The following is a 14088-nucleotide window of genomic DNA, read 5'->3' on the forward strand; positions in this document are numbered from 1 at the left end:
ATGACCAAAGTCATCAAGAACGGCACCATCGTCACCGCCGACCGCACGTGGAAAGCCGACGTGCTGATGCAGCACGGCAAGATCATCGCCATCGGCTCGAACCTGCATGGCGATCACGAGTTCGACGCCACCGGCTGCTATGTCATGCCGGGCGGCATCGATCCGCACACCCATCTCGAAATGCCCTTCATGGGCACCTATTCGGCCGACGATTTCGAATCCGGCACGCGCGCGGCGCTTTCCGGCGGCACGACCATGGTCGTCGATTTCTGCCTGCCGGCGCCGCAGCAGTCGCTGCTGGAGGCGCTGCAGATGTGGGACAACAAGACCTCGAAGGCTGCCTGCGACTATTCCTTCCACATGGCCATCACCTGGTGGGGCAAGCAGGTGTTCGACGAGATGGCGACCGTCGTCGACAGGGGCATCACCTCGTTCAAGCATTTCATGGCCTATAAGGGCGCGCTGATGGTCGACGACGACGAGATGTATTCCTCGTTCCAGCGCTGCGCCGATCTCGGCGCGCTGCCGCTGGTCCATGCCGAAAATGGCGACGTGGTCGCGGCACTCTCGCAGAAGCTGCTTGCCGCCGGCAATAACGGCCCCGAGGGGCATGCCTATTCGCGTCCGCCCGAAGTGGAAGGCGAGGCGACAAACCGCGCCATCATGATCGCCGACATGGCAGGCGTGCCGCTCTATGTCGTGCACGTCTCCTGCGAGCAGAGCCATGAAGCCATCCGCCGGGCACGCCAGAAGGGCATGCGCGTTTATGGCGAGCCGCTGATCCAGCACCTGACGCTCGACGAGAGCGAATATTTCAACAAGGACTGGGACCATGCGGCGCGGCGCGTGATGAGCCCGCCTTTCCGCAGCAAGTGGCACCAGGATTCGCTATGGGCAGGCCTGCAGGCCGGATTGCTGCAGGTGGTGGCGACCGACCACTGCTCCTTCACCACCAAGCAGAAGCGCAACGGCGTCGGCGACTTCACCAAGATCCCGAACGGCACCGGCGGCCTCGAGGATCGTCTGCCCGTGCTTTGGACCAGCGGCGTCAATACTGGCCGGCTGACGATGAACGAGTTCGTCGCGGTGACCTCGACCAACATCGCCAAGATCCTCAACATGTATCCGAAGAAGGGCGCGATCGTCGAAGGCGCCGATGCCGACATCGTGGTCTGGGACCCGAAGCGCAAGAAGACGATCACGGCCAAGAACCAGCAGTCGGTGATCGACTACAACGTCTTTGAGGGCTTCGAGGTGACGGGGCTGCCGCGCTTCGTCTTTTCCCGCGGCGAACTGTCGATCGAAGAAGCGGACGTCAAGGCCAAGGTCGGGCACGGCGAGTTCGTGGCGCGCGAACCGAACGCCGCCGTCAACCGCGCGCTTTCGACCTGGAAGGAGATCAGCGCGCCGCGCAAGGTGGAGCGCACGGGCATTCCGGCGACCGGAGTTTGAGCGTGCGCGCAACTCACCTTCTGACCGGGGCAGCCGTGCTGCTGGCCGCCGGCCAAGCTTTCGCCGCCGGCATCGATCTCTCCAAACCCTGGGGCAACAAATCCGGCTGCATCAACAAGAACGGCCAGGAGGTCTATGCCGAGGACATGCTGCTGTTGACCAGCGAGGCGCTCGTCACGGTCGCCAGCGCCTGCACCTTTACCGACAAGAGACCCCAGGCGAATGGCTCCCTTGTGGTGACGGCGCAGTGCGAGGCGGAAGGCGAGGAGGGGCAGACGCCGGCCCAGTTCATCATCAAGCGCAGCGCCAAGAACGCCAAGAGACTGGTGATCGCCGACAAGGACGGCAACGCGATGGGAGAAGTCTCCCGGTGCAAATGACGGCGGTCCCGTCGACCTCAGGCAACCAACGCATCCAGTTCCGGCATCAGGACCACGCTTTCCTGCTCGTTGGGATCGGTGCGGGCGATGACCGCCGAAGAGGGCGCTCCGCTCAGATTGGCGGGCAGATGCGGCACGCCCGCCGGAATGTAGAACAGGTCGCCGGCCTGGACGACTTTGTGATGCTCGAGCCGGTCGCCATACCAGGTATGGACCTCGCCGGAGAGCACATAGATCGCGGTCTCGTGGTTCTCATGCATATGCGCCTTGGCGCGGGCGCCGGGCGGCATGGTGAGAAGGTGCATACAAATGCCGGAGGAGCCGACGGTTTCGGCGGCTATACCGGCGAAATAGCTCAAGCCTTGCTTGCCTTCATAAGTGCTTTCAGGGCGAATAAGGTGGCATGTGGGTTTAGGCGACATCGGCAAGGCTCCGGGCGTCGATCAAGTGGGACTGGACGAGTGGAAAGCAAGGCAATCGTAAAATCAACCGGATTCCGGCCGGCGCGGCAGCGGCTGCGAAAGACAGGTTTCTGCCGATGAGCGGACAGTCGCCAGCCGTCGTTTCGGCAAGCAAGCTCGGCCTCACCTTCCAGACCAATGACGGTCCGGTGCAGGCGCTGTCCAATGTCGATCTCACCATCGGCAAGGGTGAGTTCGTCTCCTTCATCGGCCCCTCCGGCTGCGGCAAGACAACCTTGCTGCGCGTTATCGCCGATCTGGAGAAGCCGACCTCGGGAACGATCTCCGTCAATGGGATTTCGCCGGAGCAGGCGCGCGAGAAGCGGGCTTACGGCTATGTCTTCCAGGCGGCGGCGCTGTTTCCTTGGCGCACGATCGAGCGGAATGTGGCGCTGCCGCTGGAAATCATTGGCCTCAGCCAGGCCGAGCAGGCGGAACGCATCAAGCGAACCCTCGAACTCGTCAACCTCTCCGGCTTCGAGAAGAAGTATCCCTGGCAGCTGTCCGGCGGCATGCAGCAGCGCGCCTCGATCGCGCGCGCTCTCGCCTTCGACGCCGATTTGCTTTTGATGGACGAGCCGTTCGGCGCGCTCGACGAGATCGTGCGCGACCATCTGAACGAACAGCTTCTCGAACTCTGGGATTCGACCAACAAGACGATCTGCTTTGTCACTCACTCGATCCCCGAGGCGGTCTATCTGTCGACCCGCATCGTGGTGATGTCGCCGCGGCCGGGCCGCGTCACCGACGTGATCGAATCTACCTTGCCCAGGAAGCGGCCGCTCGACATCCGCGAGACGCCGGAATTCCTGGCGATCGCCGCGCGCGTGCGCGACGGGTTGAGGGCGGGGCACAGCTATGATGATTGAGGGTGCTTGCCAGCGGACGGACACCCGCTGCTTCGACATCCTGGGGCGGAGCAAGCGCGAAGCCGCGCGCGTGGCGGGAGCCGACCGCCGTGATTTCGTCATCCTAGGGCGGAGCGACGCGAAGCGGAGCGCAGACCCTAGGATCCATGCCGTGACCTCGGCCGAAGGCCGTAAGCGGCTCAGAATACCCGACGAGCTGAGCGCGGCGCACGGAGGCGTATTCTGCGCCACAGCGGAGCGTCGAGGTAACGGCATGGATCCTAGGGTCTGCGCCGCGTCGCTTCGCTCCTTGCTCCGCCCTATGATGACGAAAAACGCGCAGCGCCGCGTGCTGCCGTTGCGCCGGGGGAAGGCCTGCTAAATGGACTCCTTCCGTTCCAAGATCATCCCGGTCACCTCAATCCTCGCCGGCGTGGTGGTGCTCTGGTATGTCTTCGCCGTCATCCTCAATGCGCCGTTCCAGCGCGATCTCGACGCCAGAGCCAACGAAACCCCCGGCACGGTCGAATTCATCGGGAAGACATTATCGCAGCCGAAGCCGACGCTGCCGGCGCCGCACCAGGTGGCGGTGAACTTCTTCGAGAACACCTTCCTGCGCAGCATCACCTCGAACCGCAGCCTTGTCTACAATGCCTGGGTGACGCTGTCCTCGACGCTGCTCGGCTTTGCTTTCGGCACGGCGCTCGGCATCGTGATCGCCGTCGGCATCGTGCATGTGACGACGCTCGACCGCAGCCTGATGCCTTGGATCATCGCCTCGCAGACCATTCCCATCCTGGCGGTGGCGCCGATGATCATCGTGGTGCTGGCGGCCATCGGCATCACCGGGCTGATCCCGAAGGCGCTGATCTCGACCTATCTGTCGTTCTTCCCGGTTGCGGTCGGCATGGTGAAGGGATTGCGCTCGCCCGAGCTCATGCATCTCGACCTGATGCACACTTATAATGCCAGCGCCTCGCAGACCTTCTGGAAGCTGCGCGTCCCGGCATCGGTGCCGTTCCTGTTCACGTCGATGAAGGTGGCGGTGGCGGCGAGCCTGGTCGGCGCCATCGTCGGCGAATTGCCGACGGGTGCTGTCGCCGGCATCGGCGCCAAGCTGCTTTCCGGCGCCTATTACAGCCAGACGATCGACATCTGGTCGGCGCTGGTTGCGGGCTCGGTGGTTGCCGCGCTTCTGGTCATGGTGGTCGGCATCGCTGGCCGCCTGGTCGACCGCGCCATGGGCGGGAGGCCGGCATGACCTGGCTGAAACCATCCTGGCAAGCGGTGCTGGCGATCCTTCTTTGCGTCGTCGCCTTCGCGCTCGGCGCGATGTCGACACCGGAAGCGGCTGCGCTGGCCGAGCCTGCCGCGACGGTTGCCTACCCGTATATGGGCACCAAAGGTCTCATCCTCGGATTGCTGCTGATCGCGGCGCTGGTTTCGACGGTGAGACTCGCGCCACTTGTCGAAGCCGTTGTCTTGTTCGTCGGCGCCCATGTCGCAGCGTGGCTTCTGGTCAAGGGCATCGGAGGCTTCGAGGGCACGGCACTGGCGCCGTACTTTCTGGTTCTCGCGGCCGACTGGTTGCTTGCCTGGCGCTGCGTCGCGCTGTTGTCCTCGCTACGGCCTGCAGCCAGTGGGGCCAAAACGGCGCTGCGGCTGATCATTCCGGCGATCTTCGGCGCCTGGATCCTGATCATCTGGGAAGCGGTGACGCGCGGCGCCGGCATTCCCTTCATCCTTTTGCCGCCGCCGAGCGCCATCGGCGCGCGCATGGCCAACTCGCTGCCGATCCTGGGATCGGACGTGCGGCAGACGATCTTCAAGGCAGTGCTGATCGGCTACATCGTCGGCAATCTCGCCGGCTTCGTCGTCGCCATCCTTGCCGACCGTGTGCCGTTCCTCAGGCGCGGGCTGCTGCCGATCGGCAACATGGTATCGGCGCTGCCGATCATCGGCGTCGCGCCGATCATGGTGATGTGGTTCGGCTTCGACTGGCCGTCCAAGGCGGCGGTCGTCATCACCATGACCTTCTTCCCGATGCTGGTGAACACCGTCGCGGGGCTTGCCGCCTCCGGCCACATGGAGCGCGATTTGATGCGCACTTATGCGTCGGGCTACTGGCCGACCTTGCTGAAGCTGCGGCTGCCGGCGGCAATGCCGTTCATCTTCAATGCGCTGAAGATCAACTCGACGCTGGCGCTGATCGGCGCCATCGTCGCGGAGTTCTTCGGCACGCCCGTGGTCGGCATGGGATTCCGCATTTCGACGGAAGTCGGGCGGATGAACATCGACATGGTCTGGGCCGAAATCGCAGTTGCAGCACTGGCGGGTTCGGTCTTTTATGGCGTGGTCGCTCTTGTCGAGAGAGCCGTCACGTTTTGGCATCCCTCTGTCCGTGGTGGATAGGGGCGGTGGGTTTGGGTGCTAACTTCAGAGGGTAAAAACATGAAAAGACTGGTAATTTCTGCTCTGGCCGGGGCGATGTCGCTGGCCGCTTTCCAAGCGATGGCGGCCGACAAGGTGACGCTGCAGCTGAAATGGGTCACGCAGGCCCAGTTCGCGGGCTACTACGTCGCCAAGGCCAAGGGCTTCTACGAGGCCGAAGGGCTCGACGTCGACATCAAGCCGGGCGGGCCGGATATCGCGCCCGAGCAGGTGATCGCAGGCGGCGGCGCCGATGTGATCGTCGACTGGATGGGCGGCGCGCTGGCCGCCCGTGAAAAAGGCGTGCCGCTGGTCAACATCGCCCAGCCGTTCAAGAAGGCCGGCATGGAGCTGGTCTGCCCGAAGGACGGCCCGATCAAGACCGAAGCCGACTTCAAGGGTCACACCCTCGGCGTCTGGTTCTTCGGCAACGAGTACCCGTTCTATGCCTGGATGAACAAGCTTGGCCTCAAGACCGACGGCGGCAAGGACGGCGTCACCGTGCTGAAGCAGAGTTTTGACGTTCAGCCGCTGATCCAGAAGCAGGCGGACTGCATCTCGGTCATGACCTATAACGAGTACTGGCAGCTGATCGACGCCGGCTACAAGCCGGAGCAGCTCACCGTCTTCAACTATTCGGCCATGGGCAACGACCTGCTTGAGGACGGCCTCTACGCGCTGGAGAACAAGCTGAAGGATCCGGCCTTCGAGGACAAGATGGTGCGCTTCGTGCGCGCCTCGATGAAGGGCTGGAAATACGCGGTCGACAATTCGGATGAGGCGGCCGAGATCGTCATGGATAATGGCGGCCAGGACGAGAACCATCAGAAGCGCATGATGGGCGAAGTCGCCAAGCTGATCGACAATGCCGACGGCAAGCTCGATCCGGCCACCTATGAGCGCACCGCCAAGGCGCTGCTCGACCAGAAGATCATCGCCAAGGAGCCGTCGGGCGCCTACACGACCGCGATCACCGACAAGGCGATCAAGTAAGGTCGACCTCGCCAAGTCGAGACTTAACGGGGGCGGGTGACCGCCCCTTTTGCTTGGCTGTGGTAAAATATCCGTGTGCAGGGATACAAGCGGCCTGCCAACCGTTGCAGTGGGGCATCCGCGCGCCGGGGGAGCCGCGGCGGGGCGGATGCGCGCCAGCCAAGGAGGTTCTCCAATGCGCATCCAATCATGGCCGATGCTTTCGGCCTTTGCTGTCTCGACTGCTTTGCTGCTCGCATCTCCGGCCTTGGCCGAAACTGTGAAGTACAATGCGACGCTCGACGGTAGCCAGCAGAGCCCGCCCGTCACCACCAAAGGCAAGGGAACCGCCACATTCACCTTCGACACCGCCAAGAAGAAGCTCAGCTGGAACGTCAAATATTCCGGCCTCAGCGGACCTGCGACGGCTGCTCACATTCACGGCCCGGCCGCGTCGGGTGAAAACGCACCTCCGGTGATCCCATTCAAGAAGCTCAAGAGCCCGATCAAGGGATCGGCGACGCTGACCGACGCGCAGGCAGCCGACCTCGAGGCCGGCAAGTACTACGTCAACGTCCACACCAAGGCGAATCCGGACGGCGAGATCCGCGGCCAGATCGAGAAGGCAGGCGGATCGATGTAGCGGAGTTTCCTGGCAGCAACGAGGGGGGCGACCGCCTCGTTCTGCCGGATCAGGACTTGTCGCGTATCTGTGTCAGCGTGCGGGTCGGCGTGATGGCTTCAGGATCGAGCCTGATCTCGACGATCGCCGGCTTGCCGCTGGCGCGTGCGCGCTCGAAGGCCGGAGCGAAGTCTTCGGTCTTTTCGACGGTCTCGCCATGGCCGCCATAGGCGCGGGCGAGGGCGGCGAAATCCGGGTTCTTGAGGTCGGTCGCCACGACGCGGCTCGGATATTCCCGCTCCTGATGCATGCGGATCGTGCCGTAGATGCCGTTGTTGACGACCACCACGATGATCGGCAGGTCGTATTGCACGGCGGTCGCGAACTCCTGCCCGTTCATCAGAAAGCAGCCGTCGCCGGCAAACGCGATGACCTCGCGATCCGGGTACAGGGCCTTGGCCGCGACCGCGGCCGGCGTGCCGTAGCCCATCGAGCCGGAAGTCGGCGCCGCCTGCGTGGCGAAGCGGCGGAAGCGGTGGAAGCGATGCACCCAGGTGGCGTAGTTGCCGGCGCCGTTGGTGAGGATGGCGTCTTCCGGGAGCGCCTTTTCCAGATAGGTCATGATCGGCCCCATCTGGACGGCGCCGGGGCCGGTCTGAGGCGGCGTCGACCATTCGAGATAGGCGGCATGCAGCTTTGCCGTCTCCGCCGCCCAACCGGGCGCGGCCGAACCTTTGCGTCTGGCGAAAGCCCGCACGAAGGCGGTGGGGGAGGCGTTGATCGCCAGGGTCGGCCGATAGACGCGGCCAAGCTCGCCGGCGTCGGCGTGGACATGCACCAGCATCTGGTCGGGGTATGGGCTTTTCAACAGCGTATAGTCCGAGGACGGCATCTCGCCCATGCGGCCGCCGATGAGCAGCACCAGGTCTGCCTGCTTGATCGCTGCAGCCAGCTTCGGATTGATGCCGATGCCGACATCGCCGGCATAGTTCGGATGCAAGTGGTCGAACAGCATCTGGCGGCGGAACGAGCAGCCGACCGGCAGTGACCACGCCTCGGCGATCCGGGTGACGTCCTGAACCGCCTGAATATCCCAGCGCGTGCCGCCCAGGATGGCAATTGGCCGTTTGGCGGCATTGAGCAGGGCCTCAAGCCGGTCGAGTTCGGCTTCACCGGGGCTTGTTTCGACCGGCGTATGAGCCAGCGCCGGTGGGGCCTCGACCTCGCTGGTCAGCATGTCCTCGGGCAGCGAGATGACGACCGGACCAGGTCGGCCCGACGTCGCCACCGCGAAGGCGCGGGTGACGAATTCCGGGATGCGCGAGGCATCGTCGATCTCGACCACCCATTTGGCGATGTCGCCGAAGAAGCGCTTGTAGTCGACCTCCTGAAAAGCCTCGCGCTCCTTGGCGTGACTGGCGACCTGGCCGATGAACAGGATCAGCGGCACCGAATCCTGCATGGCGATATGAATGCCGGCCGAAGCGTTGGTGGCGCCGGGGCCGCGGGTGACAAAGCATATCCCGGGCTTGCCGGTCAGGCGCCCCTGGCAGTCGGCCATCATCGCCGCTCCGCCTTCCTGACGGCAGACGATGGTGCGGATCGGCGAGTCATGCAGCGCGTCGAGCACCGCCAGATAGGATTCGCCTGGAACGCAGAAGATGCGGTCGGTGCCGTTCGCTTCGAGCGCCTCGACGATCAATTGTCCGCCGGTCTTCATTTTGCTGATCTCTCCAGTTCGGCAAGGATTTCCTCAGTGTGCTCGCCGAGACGCGGCGAGGGGCGCTCATAGACGAGCGGCGTGCCGGACATCACCATCGGCGCACGTACCGTAGGCAGCAAATTGCCATGGCCGTCGTCGAGGTTGAGCTTCATGCCGCGCGCGATCGTCTGCGGGTCGGCGAACATCTGGCCGATCGTGTTGATCGGGCTTGCCGGCACGCCGGCCGCCTCGAGCTTCGCCAGCAGCGGATCGCGATCCCACGTGCTCAGCGACTCGATGATCTGTTCGCGCAGCTTGGCGCGATTGGCGACGCGCGCCGGATTGGTGGCGAAATCCGGATTGGCTGGCAACTCGGTCAGCCCGACCACTGCGCAGAACTTGATGAATTGTCCGTCATTGCCGACCGCCAGAATGATATGGCCGTCCCTGACCGGCAGCACCTCGTAAGGCGCGATGTTCATATGCGCGTTGCCCATCTGCACGGGCGACTTGCCGGAGACCAGATAGTTGAGGTTCTGGTTGCCGAGCGCCGAGATCTGGCTGTCGAAGAGCGCCATGTCGATATGCTGGCCTTCACCGGTCCTTTCTGCGTGGCGGAGCGCCGCCTGGATGGCGATCACCGAATAAAGCCCAGTGAACAGGTCGGAGATGGCGACGCCCGCCTTCTGCGGCTCGCGGCCGACCTCGCCGGTGATCGACATCATGCCGGCCATCGCCTGGATGATGAAATCGTAACCCGCGCGGGGCGCGTAGGGCCCGTCCTGGCCAAAGCCGGTGATCGAGCAATAGACGAGACGCGGGTTGATCCTCTTCAGGCTTTCATAGTCGAGCCCGTATTTCTTGAGACCGCCGAGCTTGAAGTTCTCGATCAGCACGTCGGCCGTGGCGACGAGGCGGCGGAGCGTGTCGGCGCCTTCGGGCTTGGAGAAATCGATGGCGATCGAGCGCTTGCCGCGATTGCAGGAATGATAATAAGCCGCCGAAAGGTTCTCGCCGTCATGGCTCATGACGAAGGGGGGGCCCCATTTGCGGGTGTCGTCGCCGCCGTCCGGGCTCTCGACCTTGATGACATCGGCGCCGAGATCGGCGAGCAACTGCCCGGCCCAGGGGCCTGCCAGGATGCGAGCGAGTTCGATGACGCGGATGCCTTTCAGCGGGGGTTCAGCCATGGATCACCGTGAAGGGTTGAAAGCGCAGCGTCTACCAACAGAGGTCGCCCCTGTCACGACCCATGCAATGGGCCAATGCCGCTAGGGTTTCAGCGTATGATCCGCCCAGGCGGCGAAATCATTCATGATGATGTCGCGGTTGACCTCGTTCAGGCTTTCGTGGCGGGTGTCGGCGTAAACCTTTGAAACCAGATTCGAAAAGCCCATTTTGTCCATCCGCCGGGCAAGGTGGTGAACCGCTTTGCCGTGGTCCGATGCCGGATCCTTCTCGCCGCCGATCAGATTGACGAAGAGGTCGCGGCGCACGCCGGCGAAGCTCGAATCCCTGCCGGCGTAGAGCGCGAGGTTGACCACATCGCGCCACATGGAGACGGAGGCATCCCAGCCGCAGAGCGGGTCGGCGATGTATTTGTCGACCTCGACCCGATCGCGCGACAGCCAGTCGAACAAGGTCCGGTGATTGGGCACGGCCTTGCCCCAGGCCTGGAAGGTCAGCTTGGGCAGCAGCCGAGATGGCACGTCGGAGCCCAGCCGCATCCTTTCCCAGCCCAGGATGGCCAGGGCCAGCCGGCCGAGCAGGCCTTGCGAGAAATTGCCGTTCCAGATCGCTGCGCCATGGACGCGATCGGAATGGCGGAGCACGAAATTCAGCGCGATCGAGGCGCCGAGCGAATGTCCAAAAGCGATGACCGGCAATCCCGGATGTTCAACGGCGATCAGATCATGCACCGCGCCGACATCGGCAATCACCTTGGCGATGCCGTCGGTATCGGCGAACCGGCCGAGCGGCGCATCGGGCGCCTTTGTCGCGCCATGGCCGCGATGGTCATGGGCGTAGACATGGAAGCCGCGCGCGCCGAGGAAGTCGGCAAAGCGGGCGTAACGCGCCGCATGCTCGGCCAAGCCGTGATTGATCTGGATGACGGCGCGCGGGGATATTTGCGCATGTCTCACATAGAGGTTGAGGTCGGCCCCGGTCGGTGAGGCCAGCCTGGTCTGCTTGTCGAATGGCATGTCTCGCTCCCTTGGCGACTGATGGGCGAGGGCTTCGGCTGCGTCAAGAGAGCGCGATCCTTTCGAGCCATGTGGAGTGCGCTTATCGCTCTCCTGGGGATTATTTTCGCGCGACGACAAAGATCGCAATTCTGACACGTCGCCTGTTCTAATGTGGCGAATCCGATACGGTTCGATGATCGCCGGGAGAGCGGGAATGCGGGTTTGGGCAGTATGGGGTTCGGTTGTTCTGGCCCTGGTTGGCGCCGGCGCGGCTCAGGCCGATGTGAAGATGAGCGGCACCTTCGTGGCCGACAGCGCCTGTCCGGCAACGCAAGCCATCAAGAGCGGCAAGAACTCCGGCAACGTGTCTACCCAAGCGGGACAGACCTATCAGCTTCTGGCAGGCAACAAGGACGAGCCTACCCATTATCTCATCCAGGTTCCTGGCGCCGATCCGGAGCGACGCTGGGTGAAGATCAACTGCGGCCATGTCATCGGCGGCAGCGCGTCCGCCACGCCCTCGCCGGCCGATCCGATGAAGCCGTCGCAAGCCGGTTCCGGCAAGCCTGAATATGTGTTCGCGCTGAGCTGGCAGCCCGCGTTCTGTGAGACCAAGGCCAGCAAACCCGAATGCAAGGCGCAGAATCCCAACGAATTCGACGCTTCGCACTTCACGCTGCATGGGCTGTGGCCGCAGCCGAACGGCAATTTCTATTGCCAGGTGTCGGCGGGCGACAAGGCCAACGACAATCCCGCGCATTGGGGAGATTTGCCACCCGTCGAACTCGACGCCAACACGCGCGCCGAGCTCGACCAGATGATGCCGGGCACGGCGTCCAAGCTGGAGCGCCATGAATGGATCAAGCACGGCACCTGCTACGGCAAGAGCCAGCAAGAGTATTTCTCCGACGCGCTCAATCTGATGCGCGCGGTGAACGCCTCGCCAGTGCGCGATCTCTTCGTCAAAAACATCGGCAAGCAGCTGACATCGGAGCAGATCCGCAATGCCTTCGACCAGGCCTTCGGCAAGGGTGCCGGCGACCGCGTGCGCGTCTCCTGCCTTGTCGATCCGTCGAGCGGAAGGCGGTTGATCGGCGAGCTGACGCTCGGTCTCTCCGGTCCGATCGGCCCCGACAGTAAGCTCGCCAGCCTGCTGATCGCCTCGGCGCCGACGAGCAAGGCGGGCTGCCCGAAGGGCACGGTCGACGCGATAGGGTTCCAATAGGACGTGCCACCGCCCGGATTCGGCCACCGAACCGAGCATGATTGCCGGCCGGTAGAGTTCACGACGCGGCGAAAGCGATTGCCGTTCGGCGCTTCATCTCCTACATAGCGCGCAACTCCACCCAATTCGACAGTTCAGTTTCAGGGAAAGCGCGCGTGGCTCGCCAGTTCATCTATCACATGTCAGGCCTGTCGAAGGCCTACGGCACCAAGAAGGTGCTCGATAACATCCACCTGTCCTTCTATCCGGACGCCAAGATCGGCATCCTCGGCCCCAACGGCTCGGGCAAGTCGACCATCCTGCGCATCATGGCCGGGCTCGACAAGGAGTTTCAGGGCGAGGCGTGGCTGGCCGAGGGCGCGACCGTGGGCTACCTCGCGCAGGAGCCGCAGCTCGACAACAGCAAGACCGTGCGTGAAAACGTCATGGACGGCGTCGCCAGGAAGACTGCCATCATCGAGCGCTATAACGAGCTGATGATGAACTATTCCGACGAGACGGCGGACGAGTCGGCCAAGCTGCAGGACGAGATGGACCGGCTGAACCTTTGGGATCTCGAGCAGCAGGTCGAGATGGCGATGGACGCCCTGCAGTGCCCGCCGGCCGATTCCGAGGTGACGAACCTCTCGGGCGGCGAGCGCCGCCGCGTGGCGCTCTGCCGGCTGCTGCTCGAGCAGCCCGACCTTTTGCTGCTCGACGAGCCGACCAACCATCTCGACGCCGAGACCACGCAGTGGCTGGAAAAGCACCTGCGCGACTATCCGGGCTCGGTGCTGATCATCACCCACGACCGCTACTTCCTCGACAACGTCACCGGCTGGATTCTCGAGCTCGACCGCGGCCGCGGCATTCCCTACGAGGGCAACTACACCAAATATCTCGACGCCAAGGCCAAGCGCCTGATCCAGGAAGGGCGCGAGGACGACGCCCGCCAGAAGGCGATCTGGCGCGAGCGCGAATGGATCCAATCCTCGCCGAAGGCGCGCCAGACCAAGTCCAAGGCGCGCATCAAGGCCTATGAGGAATTGGTCGAGCAGTCGCAGAACCGCAAGCCGACCGACACGCAGATCGTCATCCCGTCGAGCGAGCGCCTCGGCAATGTCGTCATCGAGGTCGAGGGCCTCAACAAGGGCTTTGCCGACGAGCTTTTGATCGAGGATTTGTCGTTCAAACTGCCGCCGGGCGGCATCGTCGGCGTCATCGGCCCGAACGGCGCCGGCAAGACGACCCTGTTCAAGATGATCACCGGTCAGGAAACACCGGATGCCGGCTCGATCCGCAAGGGCGAGACTGTGAAGCTCGGCTATGTCGACCAGAGCCGCGACGCGCTCGACCCGAACAAGACGGTTTGGGAAGAGATCTCGGGCGGCGCCGAGGTCATCAAGCTCGGCAAGCACGAGGTCAACAGCCGCGCTTACTGCTCGTCCTTCAACTTCCGCGGCGGCGACCAGCAGCAGAAGGTCGGCAATCTTTCCGGCGGCCAGCGCAACCGCGTGCATCTGGCCAAGATGCTGAAGGGCGGCGGCAATGTGCTGCTGCTCGACGAACCGACCAACGATCTCGACACCGAAACGCTGGGCGCGCTGGAAGATGCGCTCGAAGCCTATGCCGGTTGCGCGGTGATCATCAGCCACGACCGCATGTTCCTCGACCGCATGGCGACCCACATGCTCGCCTTCGAGGGCGACGCGCATGTCGAATGGTTCGAAGGCAACTTCGAGGAATATGAGAAGGACAAGCTGCGTCGCCTGGGCGCGGAAGCGGCAACCCCGCACCGCATGACGCACAAGCGGCTGACGCGGTAGCAAAG

General features: G+C 63.7%; 13 protein-coding genes. 9 read left to right on the forward strand and 4 right to left on the reverse strand.

The window, feature by feature from the left end:
- Both hydA and A9K71_RS03910 read left to right on the forward strand, forming a co-directional pair.
- The gene (gene hydA / locus A9K71_RS03905; RefSeq protein WP_066990617.1) at positions 1–1452 is read left to right on the forward strand and encodes a dihydropyrimidinase; all 1452 of its coding nucleotides are present in this window, start codon (positions 1–3) and stop codon (positions 1450–1452) included.
- 2 nt (positions 1453–1454) lie between these two features.
- Positions 1455–1832, forward strand: a complete 378-nt coding sequence (locus tag A9K71_RS03910; RefSeq protein WP_066990620.1) for a hypothetical protein — start codon at positions 1455–1457, stop codon at positions 1830–1832.
- A gap of 17 nt (positions 1833–1849) precedes the next feature.
- Here A9K71_RS03910 and A9K71_RS03915 read toward each other — a convergent pair whose 3' ends face one another.
- Entirely contained in the window at positions 1850–2260 is a 411-nt protein-coding gene (locus A9K71_RS03915; protein WP_176478031.1) for a cupin domain-containing protein, read from the reverse strand.
- 110 nt (positions 2261–2370) lie between these two features.
- On the opposite strand from A9K71_RS03915, the gene A9K71_RS03920 reads away from it, so the two are divergent.
- The 5 genes from A9K71_RS03920 (at position 2371) to A9K71_RS03945 (ending at position 7186) form a co-directional block, all read left to right on the forward strand.
- The gene (locus A9K71_RS03920; RefSeq protein ID WP_066990627.1) at positions 2371–3162 is read left to right on the forward strand and encodes an ABC transporter ATP-binding protein; all 792 of its coding nucleotides are present in this window, start codon (positions 2371–2373) and stop codon (positions 3160–3162) included.
- A gap of 361 nt (positions 3163–3523) precedes the next feature.
- Positions 3524–4402, forward strand: a complete 879-nt coding sequence (locus tag A9K71_RS03930) for an ABC transporter permease (RefSeq protein ID WP_066990637.1) — start codon at positions 3524–3526, stop codon at positions 4400–4402.
- Positions 4399–5553 (forward strand): ABC transporter permease, encoded by a 1155-nt coding sequence (locus tag A9K71_RS03935; RefSeq protein WP_066990640.1) that lies wholly within the window; start codon positions 4399–4401, stop codon positions 5551–5553. The genes A9K71_RS03930 and A9K71_RS03935 overlap by 4 nt, the downstream gene beginning before the upstream one ends.
- A 39-nt stretch (positions 5554–5592) precedes the next feature.
- The gene (locus tag A9K71_RS03940) at positions 5593–6564 is read left to right on the forward strand and encodes an ABC transporter substrate-binding protein (RefSeq protein WP_066990642.1); all 972 of its coding nucleotides are present in this window, start codon (positions 5593–5595) and stop codon (positions 6562–6564) included.
- 175 nt (positions 6565–6739) lie between these two features.
- Entirely contained in the window at positions 6740–7186 is a 447-nt protein-coding gene (locus A9K71_RS03945; protein ID WP_066990644.1) for a CHRD domain-containing protein, read from the forward strand.
- A 49-nt stretch (positions 7187–7235) separates the two neighbouring features.
- Here A9K71_RS03945 and A9K71_RS03950 read toward each other — a convergent pair whose 3' ends face one another.
- The 3 genes from A9K71_RS03950 to A9K71_RS03960 form a co-directional block, all read right to left on the reverse strand.
- Complete coding sequence (locus A9K71_RS03950) at positions 7236–8885, reverse strand: thiamine pyrophosphate-binding protein (RefSeq protein WP_066990646.1); 1650 nt, start codon at positions 8883–8885, stop codon at positions 7236–7238.
- On the reverse strand, positions 8882–10057 hold the full coding sequence (locus tag A9K71_RS03955; protein WP_066990648.1) for a CaiB/BaiF CoA-transferase family protein: 1176 nt from the start codon (positions 10055–10057) through the stop codon (positions 8882–8884). Before A9K71_RS03955 ends, A9K71_RS03950 begins: the two co-directional genes overlap by 4 nt.
- Before the next feature lie 81 nt (positions 10058–10138).
- The gene (locus tag A9K71_RS03960; RefSeq protein ID WP_066990650.1) at positions 10139–11071 is read right to left on the reverse strand and encodes an alpha/beta hydrolase; all 933 of its coding nucleotides are present in this window, start codon (positions 11069–11071) and stop codon (positions 10139–10141) included.
- A gap of 196 nt (positions 11072–11267) precedes the next feature.
- Between A9K71_RS03960 and A9K71_RS03965 the strand changes: the two genes are divergently transcribed.
- Together A9K71_RS03965 and ettA are read left to right on the forward strand one after the other, a co-directional pair.
- Entirely contained in the window at positions 11268–12278 is a 1011-nt protein-coding gene (locus A9K71_RS03965) for a ribonuclease (RefSeq protein ID WP_066990652.1), read from the forward strand.
- Positions 12279–12433: 155 nt separating this feature from the next.
- A complete protein-coding gene (gene ettA, locus A9K71_RS03970) occupies positions 12434–14083 on the forward strand; it encodes an energy-dependent translational throttle protein EttA (RefSeq protein WP_066990654.1) in 1650 nt (549 codons plus the stop codon).
- Positions 14084–14088 lie beyond the last annotated feature (5 nt).

The sequence above is a fragment of the Mesorhizobium sp. WSM3873 genome (genome assembly GCF_001672445.1).
GTDB lineage: Bacteria > Pseudomonadota > Alphaproteobacteria > Rhizobiales > Rhizobiaceae > Mesorhizobium.

Excerpts from the sequence above, each read along its gene's own strand:
- A9K71_RS03955 (WP_066990648.1), bottom strand. The coding sequence starts at position 10,057 with ATGGCTGAACCCCCGCTGAAAGGCATCCGCGTCATCGAACTCGCTCGC.
- A9K71_RS03965 (WP_066990652.1), top strand. The coding sequence starts at position 11,268 with ATGCGGGTTTGGGCAGTATGGGGTTCGGTTGTTCTGGCCCTGGTTGGC.
- A9K71_RS03930 (WP_066990637.1), top strand. The coding sequence starts at position 3,524 with ATGGACTCCTTCCGTTCCAAGATCATCCCGGTCACCTCAATCCTCGCC.
- A9K71_RS03935 (WP_066990640.1), top strand. The coding sequence starts at position 4,399 with ATGACCTGGCTGAAACCATCCTGGCAAGCGGTGCTGGCGATCCTTCTT.
- A9K71_RS03950 (WP_066990646.1), bottom strand. The coding sequence starts at position 8,885 with ATGAAGACCGGCGGACAATTGATCGTCGAGGCGCTCGAAGCGAACGGC.
- A9K71_RS03940 (WP_066990642.1), top strand. The coding sequence starts at position 5,593 with ATGAAAAGACTGGTAATTTCTGCTCTGGCCGGGGCGATGTCGCTGGCC.
- A9K71_RS03945 (WP_066990644.1), top strand. The coding sequence starts at position 6,740 with ATGCGCATCCAATCATGGCCGATGCTTTCGGCCTTTGCTGTCTCGACT.
- A9K71_RS03960 (WP_066990650.1), bottom strand. The coding sequence starts at position 11,071 with ATGCCATTCGACAAGCAGACCAGGCTGGCCTCACCGACCGGGGCCGAC.
- A9K71_RS03920 (WP_066990627.1), top strand. The coding sequence starts at position 2,371 with ATGAGCGGACAGTCGCCAGCCGTCGTTTCGGCAAGCAAGCTCGGCCTC.
- hydA (WP_066990617.1), top strand. The coding sequence starts at position 1 with ATGACCAAAGTCATCAAGAACGGCACCATCGTCACCGCCGACCGCACG.